This is a genomic window from Kitasatospora sp. MAP12-44, from assembly GCF_029892095.1.
In the GTDB taxonomy this organism is placed as follows: Bacteria; Actinomycetota; Actinomycetes; order Streptomycetales; family Streptomycetaceae; genus Kitasatospora.
The window spans coordinates 1,936,144-1,950,568 of the sequence record NZ_JARZAE010000004.1; the positions used below are offsets into that span (position 1 = coordinate 1,936,144).

The following is a 14,425-nucleotide window of genomic DNA, read 5'->3' on the forward strand; positions in this document are numbered from 1 at the left end:
GGACTGACAGACCGGCCGCGGCCGACTGCGCCCGACGGCGGGCGACCGCGGGCGGACCTCGTGAACGAGGGGACCTCGGGCCGTGAGGAGTCGGTGGGTACTGTGGGGGACTATTCGTCGAGAGGTACCGCTCACATGGCCAAGAACCCCGCCGAACCGCGCGCCGCCGCGCGAAAGGCTCTGCTGCAACTGACCGGGGTGAGCCGCTCCTACGGCGATCGGGAGGTGCTGCACCCGGTCGACCTCAAGCTGGCCGCGGGCGAGTGCGTCGCGCTGCTCGGGCACAACGGGTCGGGCAAGTCGACGCTGCTGCGGGTCGCGGCCGGGCGGGATCTGCCGACCGCGGGGACGGTCCGCTTCGACGGGCTGGCCATGGACGAGAACGATCCGCGGATCCGGGCCCGGGTCGCGGTGGTCGGCGACACCGTCGCCTGCTACCCCGACCTCACGGTGCGCGAGCACCTGCTGCTGGTCGCGGTCGCGCACGGGGTGGCCGGGGCGCAGGAGTGGGTGGAGCAGGTGCTGGCCGACCGGCTGCTCACCGAGCGGGCCGACGCGCTGCCGTCGGCGCTGTCGTCCGGGCAGATGCAGGCGCTGCTGCTGGCCTGCGCGCTGGTGCGGCCGCGCGACCTGCTGCTGCTGGACGAGCCCGAGCAGCGGCTGGACCCCGAGGCGCGGCGTCGGCTCGCCGACCTGCTGAAGGCCGAGCTCGCGGACGGCGTGGCGGTGCTGCTGGTCACCCACCACACGGATCTGGCGCTGGAGGTGGCCGACCGGGTGGTGGTCCTGGAGGACGGGCGGATCCTCACCCAGGGCGCGCCGCAGAAGGTGCTGGGCGCGCAGGTCGCCGGCGGCGCCGCGGCGGGCGCGCGGTGAGCGGCGCCGGTACGGACGAGGTCGCGGAGCTGGAACTGGACGTAGAGCCCGAGGAGTGGAGCGCCGACGACGACTGGACCGACGAGGCGCTGGCCCTGCTGCGCGCCCTGCGCGCGCCGCACCGGCGCAACCGGGCCAAGCAGGTCGGCTTCGCGCTCTACTGCACGCTGCTCATCCTGGTCATCTGGGGAGCGATCCCGAGCTTCGGCCTCTTCCTGCAGGCCTCGATGGGCGCGGACTACACCGGCCACAGCGGAGCCCTGCTCGCCGCGATGCCCAGCGGCATCGCGGCCGCCGGGATCGCCACCGCGCTGCTCGCCGTCCGCGACGCGCTGTGGCGCGGACCGGTGGTGCCGCCCCGGGCGGCGGCCGACTGGCTGCTCGCCCACCCGGTCCGCCCCCGTCCGGTGCTGCGGCCGTGGTTCTGGCTGTCCTGCGCGCTGGCCGTGTTCCCCGGGCTGCTGACGGCGTGCGCCGGCATGGTCGCGCTGGGGCTGATGGTGCGGGTCGCGCTGCCCGTCGCGCTCGGCTGGTGCCTGCTCGGCGGGGTCTGCCTGCCGCTGCTGGCCACCTGCGCGGCGCTGCTGGTGGAGCGCAGCGACCGCGCGGCGGCCTGGGTGCGCCGGCTCAGCCCGTACGCGGTGCTGCTGGTCGTGCTGCTCGCGGCGCAGAGCGGCTGGGCGGCGGCCGGGCACCCGGTCCGCTGGCTGGAGCGGGTCGAGCTGTGGTCGGGCCCGTGGGGCTGGGCCGGGATCGCCGCGCTGGCCCCGACCCGGGCCGCCGTGCCGGGCGGCTGGGTGGCCGCGGCGCTGCTGGTGGTGCCCACGGCGGTCTGCCTGCTGCTCGCCGACCGGGCCGCCGCGACGGTGTCGCTGACCCGCCTGCGGGAGCGGGCCCGGACCGCGGCCGGGGTGCTGGCGGCGCTGCGGACGGTCGAGCTGCGTACCGCGCGGCTGGCTGTGAACGGCGCGGCGGGCAGCACCCGCCGACTGCGGATCCGGCTGCCCGCGCCGCGCCGGGCCTGGCTGGTGGTGCCGTGGCGGGACACCCTCGCGCTGCTCCGCTCCCCCGGGCGGCTGGGACGCGCGGTGGTGCTCATGGTGCCGGCCGAGCTGTGCGCCGTGCTGGTCCACGGTGCGAGCGGCTTGCCGACCCTGCTGGCCACGGCCGGCGCGCTGGCCTTCGGCTACCTCGCGGTGGCCCAGCTGCTGGAGCCGGCCCGGATCGAGACGGACGACGTCCGGCGGGCCTCCTGGTCGCCGTACCCGTTCCCCGCGCTGATGCTGCGGCACGCGATCGTGCCGACGCTGGTCGGTGTCCTGCTGGGCCTGTGCGGCGCGGCGGTGGCGGCGCTGTGCGGCGGCGGGACTGCCGTCTGGCTGGCGCCCGCGGTGGTGCCGGCGCTGGTCGGGGCCGGGCTGGTGAACGCCTGCCGCGGCGTGATGCGCCAGGACCTGCTGATCTCCCCCGGGCAGGGGACCGGCGGCGGCACGGGGCCGTTCCTGTTCGCCGCCTGGTACGCGGCTGGACCGGCGACCGCCGTGCTGGTGCTGACCCTGCCGTTCTCGCAGGCGCTGCGCGGCGACGCGGTGGCGGCCACCGGCAAGGCCGGCGTGCTGAGCCTGCTGATGGCGAGCGCGCTGCTGCGCTGGGCGTGGGGCCGGGCTGCCAAGCTCACCGGTCGCGCGCGGCCGGGCACGGCCGGGTAAGGCCGACAGCTGCCCGTTCGTGGCGGGCGTCACACCCCGAAACCCCCGGCGGGCCGAAAGTCCCTCACCTGGCGGGTAATCGGACCGTCACACCTCAACGGAGCCCGGGAGGCCGTCAACTAAGCCTCGGGGAAGCTGAGTTGGGATTCTGTCCGATCGACAGATGCAAACGGACAAGAGCTTCATATTCGGACAAATTGGGCGTAGGGCCGTCGTAAACATGATCGTCGCGATTTATTGACAGCGCACGAACCATCGGGCAAGAATCCGGGGCATCCGGCGCCGAGCCTCAGCCAGAGGAGCGCCGAACCGAAGGCCACGACCCGTTCGACGTGAGCCCAGCGGTGGCCGCGCTGCCTGCCGGCCGCCGCCCCTGAATGCCCCTGCCCGGCACCCCCATGGCTGGTTCCGCCGCGCCCTGTCCCACGGCGCGGCGGCCACCGCTAGGAAGACGCCCTATGTCTGGTTCCACGCGCCCATTCAGCAGCACCGTCCGACCTGTCCGACCCGCTCGACCCGTCCGTACCGCTGCAGTCGCCGTGCTCGGTGTGCTGACCGCCCTGGTCACCGCCACCGCCTGCGGCGGCAGCAGCAGCAGCCACACCGCAGCCGCCGCGACGCCGCCGCCGGCCCCCGTGGCGTCGATCGACGCCACACCGGCCCGGCTCTCCGTCGCGCAGCTGCCCGACAGCGCCGTCGAGGGCTGGAAGCTGCTCGCCCCGGCCCGCACCCAGGCCGTGGCCGGCGGGATCCAGCTCAACGAGTGCGCGTCGGTGGCCGGTGCCACCAGCTGGCAGCAGCAGGCCTACATCAGCGTCTACCGCACACCGGCCGAGCAGGACGTCTTCACCTTCCACGACGCCCCCGCCGCGAAGGCCGCCTACCAGGACCTGCTGGCCAGGATGGGCGCCTGCCAGAGCCAGTCCCGCGCTCTGCAGGCCAAGTCGCACCTCGCCGACGACGCCACCGTCGCCGCGACCGCGACCACCGCGCAGGGCACCGCCTGGTCCCGCAAGTGGACCGGCGTCGAGGGCATCTCCGCCGCCGGCCCGCAGACCAACCACCTGTACGCCGTGCAGCAGGGCGCCTCCCTGGCCATCGTCCACTTCGACGAGTGGGCCGGGACGCAGGCCGCCCCCTATGACACCCGAGCGGACCAGGACGTGCTCACCGCCGTCGCCGGTCAGCTCGGCTAGCTCCAACCCCCGCACCATCTCCCCCCGCACCACCTCCCCCGACCGAATCCCCCGCCACCAGTACGTGTTTGGAGATCTCCCATGTCCAGCTACGGACCCGCCCTGCGCCGCTGCCTCACCGGACTCCTCGGGGTCGGTGTCGCCTCGGTCATGATCGCCACGCCCGCCTTCGCCGCCACGACCGGTACCTCCTCCGTCGGGGGCAGCATCTCGCGCGACGAGGTCATCCAGCGGGCCCAGAGCTGGGTCACCGAGGGCGTGCCCTACAACCAGGGCGCCAACTACACCGACGCCAACGGCAGCTACCGCGAGGACTGCTCCGGCTACGTCTCGATGGCCTGGCACCTCAACGACAGCCTGGTGACCCAGACCCTGCCGGACGTCTCCACCCAGATCTCCAGCTCCGCGCTGGCCCCGGGTGACGCGCTCGACTACACCGCCGACCACGTGATCCTGTTCGGCAACTGGATCGACCAGTCGGCCGGCACGTTCAACTTCTACGCCGAGAACAACCCGAGCGAGCTCACCAACGAGTACCAGGGCAGCCTCAACGCGAGCTCCCTGGACGGCTGGCCCACCAGCTACTACACCCCCTACCGCTACAACAACATCACCGGCACCGGCGCGACCGCCGGCACCACCGCGCCGGCGCCCACCACCGCCACCCCGGCGCCCGCCGCCGGCGGCACGACCACCACCACGAAGACGCCCGGCAAGCCCGCGTCGTCCTCCTCCTACGCCTACAACCACCGCAACGGCAGCTGGTTCCACGGCTGGTGGTAAACCCGTAGTCCCGTAGCACCCGGGCCCGCGTCGCACCCCGCGACGCGGGCCCGAGCCGCTCCCGGCCGCCGGTAATTCGGCAGACACCACCCCAACTGTCAACTAGCCTTGCCCGGTTGTTCCCTCACGCCCCTCTGGAGGAGATCACCGTGGCCCAGCAGACACCGCCCTCCCCGCCGATCGAACCGTACGCGCGCGGCCTCCTGGAGGTCGGCGACGGCAACCGGATCTACTGGCAGGCGAGCGGCAACCCCGATGGCAAGCCCGCGCTGTGCCTGCACGGCGGCCCCGGCAGCGGCGGACGCCGCGGCTGGAGCAATCTCTTCGACACGGACGTCTACCAGGTCGTCCACTTCGATCAGCGCGGCTGCGGTGAGAGCCTGCCGCCCGCCTGCGACCCGGCCGTCAGCCTCGAACACAACACCACCGACCACCTCATCGCCGACATGGAGCGGCTGCGCGAGCACCTGGGCATCGAGCGCTGGCTGCTCTACGGCGTCTCCTGGGGCTCGACCCTGGCCCTCGCCTACGCCGAGCGCCACCCCGAGCGGGTCAGCGAGATCATCATCACCGGCATCATGCTGGGCCGGCCCGAGGAGATCGACTGGCTCTACCACGGCCTGCGCCGCCTGCTGCCCGACGCCTGGGAGGCCTTCCGTGACGGGCTGCCGCCGGCCGACCGGGGCGGCAGCCTGGTGGCCGCCTACAACCGGCTGCTGAACGGACCGGATGCGGCGGTCCGGCTCAAGGCGGCGCGGGACTGGGTCACTTGGGAGGACGCCGTGATCGCCCACGAGCGGCTCGGCAGCCCGGGTGCCTACAGCAACCGGACCGACGACTCGCTGATGGCCTTCGTCCGGATCTGCGCGCACTACTTCGCCCACAACGCCTGGCTGGAGGACGGCCAACTGCTGCGTGACGCGCACCGGTTGGCCGGCATCCCGGGCGTGCTGATCCAGGGCCGACTCGACCTGGGCTGCGCGCTGACGAGCGCGTGGGAGCTGTCCAAGGCCTGGCCGGACGCCGAACTCAAGATCATCGAGGACGCCGGCCACACGGGCAGTCCCACGATGCGCGCCACGATCCTGGAGGCGATCGCACAGTTCGGCAAGAGCGGGCGGTAACCCTGACTGGGCCGGTCTCAGACCCGGCCCAGCGGGGGCCCGGCCGGCGCGGGGCCCAGGGTGGTCGTGCCCGGGGTCGCGCGATGGCCAAGCCCCGTGCGGTAGACGTCCAGCGCGGCCTCGATCCGGCCGGTGCGGCGCAGCAGGTCGCCCAGCAGCCGGCACAGGTCGGCGACGTCCCCCGCCGCCCCGGCCGGCTCCAGCAGGTCGAGGGCGGCGCGGTACTGCTGCTCGGCGCGCTCCAGGTCGCCGCGCTCCTCGGCGATCAGCCCGAGCAGTCGGCGCGCGCCGCCCGCGTGGACGGCGCCGTGCCCGACGCCGAGGCCGCCGATCAGCTGGGACAGCAGTTGCTCCGCCTCGTCGGGCCGGCCCAGGCGCCGCAGGACGTCGGCGAGTTCGACGTCGATCTGCACGGTGTACAGGGTGGCCCGGCGGTCGGCCAGGATGCCGCGCGCGGTCCGCAGCTCCTGCTCGGCCTGCGCCAAGTCGCCTTCCTGGGCCCGGAGATAGCCGCGCATCCAGTGGCAGTGGGCGAGCTCGGAGCGGATCTGGAGCTGCTGGTAGAGCTCCTGGGCGCGGGCCAGTGAGGCGTCCGCCTCCGCGGCCCGCCCGGCCGCCAGCAGCGTCCGGGCCACCCCGCGGTGCATCCGGGCCACCAGTGCGGGATCGGTGACCTGCGGCGCCAGGGCGAGGGCCAGTTCGGCGGCCTGCGCGGCGCGCGCCTGGGCGCCCATGTCCAGGTAGGGGGCGATCACCGCGGAGTAGAGCAGCAGCAGGGCGTTCGGGTCGTGCAGCCCCGCCGCGTTGAGCTGGTCGATCGCGGTCTCCAACAGGTAGCAGGAGTACCGCAGTTCACCGGCCAGCAGGTGGGCGACGGCGCGTCCGCGCAGGGCCGGTACGCGCTGCGGGAGCGGGGCGCCGGCCTCGGCGAGCAGGTCCTCGGCCTGCTGGAAGTACTCGATGGCGCGGTCCAGCGCGCCGGCCTCCGTCGCGCAGTCGCCGAGACCGGCCAGCGCCGCCGACTGCTCGGCCGGCAGGCCGAGTTCGGCGGCCTCGGCGGCCAGCGCGGCGAATTCCTGCTCGGCCTGGCGCGCGGTGCCCGCGGCGAGGAGCTGCCGCGCATCTGTCAGCCGCAGCCTCAAGTCGGTGGCCAGGTGGGCTGGTTGGCCGGTGGCGAGCTGCTCGAAACTGACCTCCAGGCGACCGGCGAGGTAGCGCAGCGCGGTCTCCGAGGGGCTCACCTTGCCCGACTCCAGGGTGGAGATGTAGGCGGCGGTGTACGCCGGCTCCGCCAGGGCGCGCTGGGTCAGCCCGCGCTCGGTGCGCAGGCGCAGCACACGCCGGCCGATCTCGGCGCGGTCCTCGGGTTTTGCCATGGTGCCCTTCCTCGTCTCCGTCCCGCACAGGGTATTGCGTGCCGCAGTCGGCACCACTAGCTTAACCCGCAACATAACCGCAGTTACAGCAGACTTAACTGCTTTGCTGCTTTCGGAACGGAGCCCTCCATGCCCATCCGCCGAACGATCCTCGGTGCCGCCTCCGCCCTGCTGACCGCCGCCACCCTGCTCGTCACCGCCCCCGGCGCGCAGGCCGCCACCCGCGCCCCTGCCCCGCTCCCCGCGCTCGCCGCCGCAGCGGCGACCACCAGCAGCTCGGGCGGCGGGCCGGTCTGCTGGTACGGCGCGTGCTACGACTACGTCTCGGGCCGGCAGATCACGGACGTCTCCGGCGCCAGCGTGCGGATGCTCCAGTCCGACCCGGGCATCAAGCCCGGCGACCTCGACTCGCACTCGCTCCAGGAGCTGGCCCTGCAGTCCAGCGACCGGCAGTCCACCGTCGAGATCGGCTGGACGGTCGACCTCGGCCTCAACGGCGACACCCGCCCGCACCTGTTCGTCTACCACTGGGTGAACGGCGCCGAGAGCTGCTACAACGCCTGCGGATTCGTCCAGGTCTCCCGCACCGTCAAGGCCGGCATGGCCGTCCGCCCCGGCACGGCCGCCCGGTTCACCATCGACAACCTGGCCGGCGACTGGTGGCTCTTCTACAACGACCAGCCCGTCGGCTACTTCCCCGGCTCGCTCTGGAGCGGCAACTACCAGCGCGCCCAGGTCGTCACGGCGTTCGGCGAGGTGGCCCACGCCACCGGCGCCACCTGCGAGGCCATGGGCGACGGCCGCCCCGGCAGCTCCGCCCGCTCGGGCTGGATCGACGGCCTGCGGCTCTACGGCTCGACCGACAAGCCCGACCTCGCGGTGACCGCCACCAGCCCGGCCCTCTACAGCGCGGGCCGCGTCACCCCGACCTCCTTCCACCTGGGCGGCGCGGGCACCGGCCCCTGCTGACCTCAGCATGGTGGGGCAGCGGGGCCGACCCCGCCAGCCCCACCTGCTCGACCCCGACGCCCCCTCTAGACAGCCGAGTTGACAGTTGGTCATGCTGTGCGGACACGAATCCCACCGCCGCAGCACAGCTGATCGAGGGGTACTGCATGGGAACGAGAACAACCACCGGCACCGCCGCGTTACTGCTCTCCCTGGCCGCCGCACTCACCGGGTGCAGCAGCGGCGCAAACGGGCTTCCGGTGGAGTACGGCTCCCCGTCGGGCGAGAGCTTCGACCAGGTGATCGCCTCGGCGCCGGTCGCGCCCGACTCGGCGATCCCGGCTGGGAGCCTGATGGCCAAGATCAAGAGCCGTGGCTCACTGAACGTCGGCGGGACCGACGCTGCGGCCCTCTTCTCGCTCAAGGACCCGGTCACCGGCAAGCTCACCGGCTTCGACGCCGGGCTCGCCCAGATGCTGGCCAAGTACATCACCGGCAAGCCGAGCGAGCACCTGGTACAGGTCACCGCGGACACCCGCGAGGCGCTGCTGCAGAACGGCACCGTCGACGCGGTGTTCGCCACCTACACGATCACCCCGGCCCGCGCCCAGAAGGTCGCCTTCGCCGGGCCCTACTACTCCTCGGGGGACGCGATCCTGGTCGGCGCGTCGAACACCACCATCACCAAGGTGACCGACCTGGCCGGCAAGTCGGTCTGCACGGAGTCGAGTTCGACCGCCGCCAACGACATCAAGCAGTACGCGCCGACGGCCCACGTGATCCTCTTCCAGACCAACGCCGAGTGCGAGCAGGCGGTCGAGCAGGGGCGCGCCGACGCCTATGTGCTGGACCAGGCGCTGCTGCTGGGCGACCAGTACCGGGACAAGAGCGTCAAGGTGGTCGGCCAGCCGTTCACCACCGAGCCGTACGGCATCGGCCTGCCGCAGAGCTCGCCGGAGCTGAAGGCCTTCGTCAACGAGTGGCTGGGGACCATCGAGTCGGACGGCGCGTGGGCCAGACTGTGGCAGGCGACCATCGGCACCGCGCTGACCGGCAACCCGCCGACGCCGCCGGTGATCGGCTCCGCGCAGGGCAGTTGACGATGCTGACGAGCGCGATGCCGGGTGCGATGCGGGCGACGCTGGGCCAGCTCGGGCACGGTCTGCTGCTCACCCTCGCGATGACCGGGCTGGCCTTCACCGGCGCGCTGGTGCTGGGCGTGCTACTGGCGGTCTGCCGGATCAGCCCGGTGCCGCCGCTGCGCGCGCTGGGCACCGCGTATGTGACGGTCTTCCGCAATGTGCCGCTGCTGGTGCTGCTGGTGCTCTCGGTGTTCGGCCTGCCCGACGTGGGGCTGCTCTTCTCGCTCTTCCTCACCGTCACCGCGACCATGGCGCTGTACTGGGCCGCGTTCATCTGCGAGGTGCTGCGCGCCGGCATCCGGACCGTACCGCTCGGGCAGGCCGAGGCAGCCCGGGCGCTCGGGCTGACCTCGGGCCAGTGCATCCGGCAGGTGATCCTGCCGCAGGCGCTGCGGTCGATGGTGCAGCCGCTGGCCAGCGTCTTCATCGCACTGGCCCTGAGCACCTCGCTGGCGGCGGCCGTCGGGGTCGCCGAGCTGACCGGGCAGACCGAGTTCGCCACCCTGCGCTACGACAACCCGCTGACCGGCTTCGCCGCCAGCACGGTGGTCTATGTGCTGATCACGCTCTCGATCGGCCTGCTCGCCGGACGGGTCGAGCGCCGGGTGGCGGTGCGGCGATGAGCGACGAGAGCTGGCTGCTCTTCGACGTCCCCGGACCGCGCGCCCGGCGCCGGATCCGGATCGCGACCGGCGTCTCGCTGCTGCTGATCGCCGCGCTACTCGCTCTGACGCTACGTCAGTTCGCCGACCACGGACAGCTGGCGGCCGACCAGTGGGCGCTCTTCGCCCAGTGGCCGATCATCCGGTTCCTGCTGACCGGGATCGGCCAGACACTGCTGGTGACCGGAGTGGCGGCGGCCATCGCCTTCCCGCTGGGGGCCGTGGTCGCGCTCGCGCGGTTGAGCCGCAGCCGCTGGGTGCGCGGGCCGGCCCGGCTCTACGCGGAACTCTTCCGGGCCGTACCACTGTTGCTGCTGCTGTACATCTTCCTGCTGGCACTCCCCCGGGCCGGGCTGACCTTCCCGATCTTCTGGCAGCTGGTGCTGCCGGTCGCGCTCAGCAACGCCGCCGTGGTCGCGGAGATCTTCCGGGCCGGCGTACTCGCCCAGGAGCGCGGGCAGTTGGAGGCCGCCCAGAGCCTGGGCATGACGTACTGGCAGGCGATGCGCGCGGTGGTCGTCCCGCAGGCCGTCCGCAAGCTGCTGCCCGCGCTGGTCAGCCAACTCGTCCGGCTGCTCAAGGACTCGACCCTCGGCTATGTCGTCAGCTATCTCGAACTGCTGCACAAGGCCCAGGTGCTGGGCGAGTACTACCACAACGTGCTGCCCAGCTACCTGGTCGCCGCGGCCTGCTTCATCCTGATCAACGGCGCACTGTCGCGCACCGCGAACTGGCTGGAGCAGCGCCAACGGCGCCCCTAGGGATGTTCAGGACGGTTCGACCAGGATCCACGCGATGTCGCGGGTGTCCGTCGTACTCGTGCTGGTGATGGTGAAGGAGCTGCCGGGCGTACGGGAACTGACGTACAGATTGCCGGGCGTCCCGCTGGCGTTCTGTCCTGACAGCATGATCCGGGAGTTCGCCGTCACACCGGCGGTGATGACGGTGACGGTGCCGCCGCCGAGGGTGGAGACTCCCATCTTGGCACCGGCTCCCTCCTTGATGGTCAGGCCGAAGCCGGCGGTGTTGATCGCCACGTTGCCACTGGTGGCGATGAGGTGGTTCTGCGCCTCCACCGTCCCGCCCAGATAGGTGTAGCCCTTCGCGTACAGGCCGTCGGTGCTGAGCATCGGGTGGGGGCCCAGAAGGCTGTTCGGCCGGGTGCTCGCGACTGCGCTGAGGAAGGCGGAGGAGGTCGCGTCGGTGGTGACGCAGTTCGCACCGGCCGTGGGCTCGATGTCCGACAGCCCCGTGATCGAGACTGACTGAGCCCCGTTGACGAGCTGGACACAGGGACCGGTGCTTCCGTAGAAGTACACGGCGTTGAGCGAGACGACCGAGCCGCCGTTGACCAGGATTCCGGTCGCGTTGACCTCGGCGCCGCAGCCGTTGAGCGAGATCCCGCACGGGAAGTCGAGCTCGTAGCCGACCGGGTTGCTGTCGGCGGCGCAGCCGCTCAGCTGGGAGTAGGTCAGTTTGTGCAGCCGGAATCCGCCGACGGTGTTGGCGTTCGCGTAGCAGCTGGTGAACTGGCACGAGGTGCCGGCGGGGCCGGTGTCCGCGTTCGTGTGGATGTTGAAGCCGTATCCCCCGTTGGTCTGCGCGATGACCCCGTTGAAGGAGGACACCATCGGGATGGCGATGTTGATGCCGTCCGATCCCCAGTTCTTCACCATGCAGTTCCGCATGGTGACGTACTGGGTCGCAGCGTGGGCTGCCAGGGTGAAGTGAACGCCCATGCCGGTGCCCGAGGTGGAGCCGGGTCCGTCGATGCTCAGGCTCTCGAAGGTCACGAACAGCAGGTCCGTGCCGGCGAAGCCGTCCGCCGTCGTCGACGACTGGACGACGAACGTGGACTGCGCGCCCGTTCCCCGGAAGGTCAGGCCGCTGGTGACGGTGAGGGCGGCGGAGATCCGGTAGGTGCCGGACGGGAGGTAGACGACACCGCCGCCGGGTATGGCCTTGATGGCGGCCTGGATCGCCGCGGTGTCGTCTGCCACGCCGTCACCGACGGCGCCGAAGTCCTTCACGTTCTGCCAGTCCGGCGGAGTCACGGTGGCCGCCTCGGCGGGCTCGCTGCCCGCGCCGAGCGCGACGCCCGCCATACCGGCGATGGCCCCGGCGAACAAGGCCCGACGTCGTGTGCTGTCTCCCGTTGCCCCTGAAAGCTGCATGCTCTGAGTTCCTCTCGTACGTCCGGGCGCTCAACGTCGCAGCCTCGCCACAAGATCGTCAAGCGAGTTAGAGGAGGGGTGAGCTCAGGCGAGCAGCGCCTCGCGGTGGCGCCAGGCGAGTCGGAGCAGGGCGGCGCCGACCGGCTGCATCCGGTCCGTCGCCGACGACGCGTCGGTGAGCCGGTCGATCTGCTCGGCGGTGAAGGGGATGCCGAGCGAGTCCGCGCCGGCGCCGATCCGGTGGCCCTCCTCGTTGGCCGCGGTGAGGTCCCGGAAGGTCTCGTCGAACAGCTCGGCGTCGAAGACCGCGACGGTCAGCAGGTCGGCGGCGTAGGTGAGCGGGTCCATGCCCACGCCCAGCCAGTACAGCCGCAGCGTGCCCTGCTCGCGCGCCGCGCCGAGGGCCTGGTGCAGCGGCCAGGCCTGGTAGTCGATCGGCGCGAGGTCGCTGCCGTAGTCCTCGCTGCCGCCCAGCAGTTCCTCGCTGAGCTCGCGCAGGATGGCGCGCCAGAGGTCGAAGTCGTGCGCCTCGTTCCACGGCGCGTCGTAGGAGGACTGGAACATCCCCGCCGGGATCACCTGGCAGAGCCCGCCGCCGCTGGCCACCTTCGCCGGGTCGCGCCAGTGCAGCAGGAACTCGGCGGTGCCGGCGGCGCGGTCGTGGCGGATGGTCAGGGTGATGGTCGCGGCCATCACCGGTCGCCGGGCCAGGTCGGTCGGGTCGGCGACGGCGGCGCGGAACGGGGTGGCCCGCTCGTCGACCGTCCCGCCGCCGGCCAGCGCGGCCGCCGCGTACTCGTGGGCGGCGGCCTCGCCCACGTTGATCATGTCGAAGTACTGGCCGGGACCGAAGGTCAGCACCGGCTCGGCGCGGTCCGTGCCGACCTCCAGCAGGCGGTAGCAGCTGCGGCCCTCGAACAGTCGCGGCGGGGCGAGCTCGCGCACGGCGTCGGCGTAGTAGACGTACGGCGTGCCGTCCTCGCGCAGCGCCCGCGTCCCGTCCAGCTCGCGCTCGCCGCCGTCGATGACCGCCGGCGCTGCGTCCGGGCGCCAGCGCAGCCGCACCCGCTCCAGCGGCACGGGCGCCTCGGGGACCCAGTGCGGACGCGCCAGCATCGGCGTCCCGGGTGCCAGGCGCTCGGGGGCCAGGGCGTCCAGCACCTGGCGGGTGAGCGTGAAGCGGTTGCGGTTGAGGTGCGCGCGGACCAGCCGCCAACGCTCCCGGCTCGCGGCAGCAGACGAACTGGGTGAGACGGCGTCAGACATGGGACTCCTTCGGTCTACTCAAGATCAACGATAGGCGGTGACGCACCCACCCCGTCCCGCTGCTCGACCAGCACCAGGCACACCAGGACGCCCGTCGTGACGACCAGCGCCTGCCACCCGCCACCCCAGCGCGCGGCCGGCACCCCGGCGGCGACCGCGAGCGCACCCACCAGTCGGGGCCACGGCCAGCGGCCGGCCAGCACGCGGTGGAAGTAGGCCAGGCCCAGCAGGAAGAGCGCCGAGCCCAGCGACAGCAGCCCGGCCGGCAGCCCGCGCAGCGGGGCGTCGAAGGAGTTGATCGCCTCCTGCATCCCGACCGCGGAGACGGCGATCCCGAGGATCATCACGTAGTAGGCGTAGCCAAAGGCGTACAGCGCCACCCGCGGGCGCTGCTCCGGGCCGACGCGCTCCAGCAGCCGCTCGCTCTCGCGCTCCTCCCGATCGAAGTACAGCCACCACATCGCCGCCGTGAGGGCCAGCGCCAGCAGCGATCCCAGCACCACCACCGGGAGTTCGCGCTGCCGGGTGGCGGCCGCGCCGACCTCCACGATCGACTCGCCGAGCAGGATGATCACGGCAAGACCGTGCCGCTCCACGAAGTGCCCGACCCCGACCGTGAAGCCCCCGGTGCCGCCGAGGAACGGCGTCAGCACCTGCAGCACGCACGCCAGCGCCAGCACCCCCAGCTTCCACCGCTCCGGCGCGGCGCCGGCTGCCACCACGATCAGCGCGCTGCCCAGGTTGAGCGGGCCGATCCGGGCGATGCCGGCGCGGCCGGAGGTGTTGAGGAAGCCGACCGTGTGGACCAGCACCACGGCCAGGTAGGCGATCCCGAGCACCAGCCCCCACGGGCCGGTCTCGAACGACCTCGGCACAGCCAGCGACATCACGAAGAACGCCGCCATCCCGGCCAGCAGGAGCAGCCGGGGCCCGGTGCGCTCCAGGTCCAGCGCGTTGGTCAGCCAGGCGTAACCGCCGTACATCCACCAGGTGATGACCAGCAGCACCATGGCCCGGGCCAGGCCCTCCGCGGTCGGCCGGGCGGCCAGGACGGAGGCGATCTGGGTGATGGCGAAGACGAAGACCAGGTCGAAGAAGAGCTCCATCGGTCGTACATTCTCGGCCGGCTGGGGCACGTTCTTCGATCGGGTCACCGGCAGAGTGTTGCA

The 14,425-nt window shown here is 72.4% G+C and carries 13 protein-coding genes; 9 read left to right on the plus strand and 4 right to left on the minus strand.

What is annotated here, in order from left to right:
• Positions 1 to 135: 135 nt before the first annotated feature.
• The 5 genes from P3T34_RS09175 to pip all read left to right on the plus strand — a co-directional run bounded on the left by P3T34_RS09175 (position 136) and on the right by pip (position 5,688).
• Positions 136 to 876 carry an ABC transporter ATP-binding protein gene (locus tag P3T34_RS09175; protein ID WP_280665508.1) on the plus strand — a complete coding sequence of 247 codons (741 nt, stop codon included), beginning with the start codon at positions 136 to 138 and terminating at the stop codon, positions 874 to 876.
• A complete protein-coding gene (locus P3T34_RS09180) occupies positions 873 to 2,585 on the plus strand; it encodes a hypothetical protein (RefSeq protein WP_280665509.1) in 1,713 nt (570 codons plus the stop codon). The genes P3T34_RS09175 and P3T34_RS09180 overlap by 4 nt, the downstream gene beginning before the upstream one ends.
• Positions 2,586 to 3,124: 539 nt before the next feature.
• A complete protein-coding gene (locus tag P3T34_RS09185; RefSeq protein ID WP_280665510.1) occupies positions 3,125 to 3,781 on the plus strand; it encodes a hypothetical protein in 657 nt (218 codons plus the stop codon).
• Positions 3,782 to 3,862: 81 nt separating this feature from the next.
• On the plus strand, positions 3,863 to 4,564 hold the full coding sequence (locus P3T34_RS09190; RefSeq protein WP_280665511.1) for a hypothetical protein: 702 nt from the start codon (positions 3,863 to 3,865) through the stop codon (positions 4,562 to 4,564).
• A gap of 143 nt (positions 4,565 to 4,707) precedes the next feature.
• Positions 4,708 to 5,688, plus strand: coding sequence for a prolyl aminopeptidase (gene pip / locus P3T34_RS09195; protein ID WP_280671917.1), 981 nt, complete (start codon positions 4,708 to 4,710; stop codon positions 5,686 to 5,688).
• Positions 5,689 to 5,705: 17 nt separating this feature from the next.
• Here pip and P3T34_RS09200 read toward each other — a convergent pair whose 3' ends face one another.
• Positions 5,706 to 7,064 carry a helix-turn-helix transcriptional regulator gene (locus P3T34_RS09200; RefSeq protein ID WP_280665512.1) on the minus strand — a complete coding sequence of 453 codons (1,359 nt, stop codon included), beginning with the start codon at positions 7,062 to 7,064 and terminating at the stop codon, positions 5,706 to 5,708.
• Positions 7,065 to 7,193: 129 nt separating this feature from the next.
• Between P3T34_RS09200 and P3T34_RS09205 the strand changes: the two genes are divergently transcribed.
• The 4 genes from P3T34_RS09205 (at position 7,194) to P3T34_RS09220 (ending at position 10,577) form a co-directional block, all read left to right on the plus strand.
• A complete protein-coding gene (locus tag P3T34_RS09205; RefSeq protein WP_280665513.1) occupies positions 7,194 to 8,033 on the plus strand; it encodes a neprosin family prolyl endopeptidase in 840 nt (279 codons plus the stop codon).
• A 146-nt stretch (positions 8,034 to 8,179) separates the two neighbouring features.
• Positions 8,180 to 9,112, plus strand: coding sequence for a glutamate ABC transporter substrate-binding protein (locus P3T34_RS09210; protein ID WP_280665514.1), 933 nt, complete (start codon positions 8,180 to 8,182; stop codon positions 9,110 to 9,112).
• A gap of 2 nt (positions 9,113 to 9,114) precedes the next feature.
• Complete coding sequence (locus P3T34_RS09215) at positions 9,115 to 9,777, plus strand: ABC transporter permease subunit (protein ID WP_280671919.1); 663 nt, start codon at positions 9,115 to 9,117, stop codon at positions 9,775 to 9,777.
• Positions 9,774 to 10,577 (plus strand): amino acid ABC transporter permease, encoded by an 804-nt coding sequence (locus P3T34_RS09220; RefSeq protein ID WP_280665515.1) that lies wholly within the window; start codon positions 9,774 to 9,776, stop codon positions 10,575 to 10,577. The genes P3T34_RS09215 and P3T34_RS09220 overlap by 4 nt, the downstream gene beginning before the upstream one ends.
• Before the next feature lie 6 nt (positions 10,578 to 10,583).
• On the opposite strand, the gene P3T34_RS09225 is transcribed toward P3T34_RS09220, so the two are convergent.
• From P3T34_RS09225 to P3T34_RS09235, 3 genes are all read right to left on the minus strand, one after another.
• On the minus strand, positions 10,584 to 11,945 hold the full coding sequence (locus tag P3T34_RS09225) for a glycosyl hydrolase family 28-related protein (protein WP_280665516.1): 1,362 nt from the start codon (positions 11,943 to 11,945) through the stop codon (positions 10,584 to 10,586).
• A gap of 129 nt (positions 11,946 to 12,074) precedes the next feature.
• Entirely contained in the window at positions 12,075 to 13,256 is a 1,182-nt protein-coding gene (locus P3T34_RS09230) for a hypothetical protein (RefSeq protein ID WP_280665517.1), read from the minus strand.
• 14 nt (positions 13,257 to 13,270) lie between these two features.
• On the minus strand, positions 13,271 to 14,410 hold the full coding sequence (locus P3T34_RS09235; protein ID WP_280665518.1) for a low temperature requirement protein A: 1,140 nt from the start codon (positions 14,408 to 14,410) through the stop codon (positions 13,271 to 13,273).
• Positions 14,411 to 14,425: the final 15 nt, after the last annotated feature.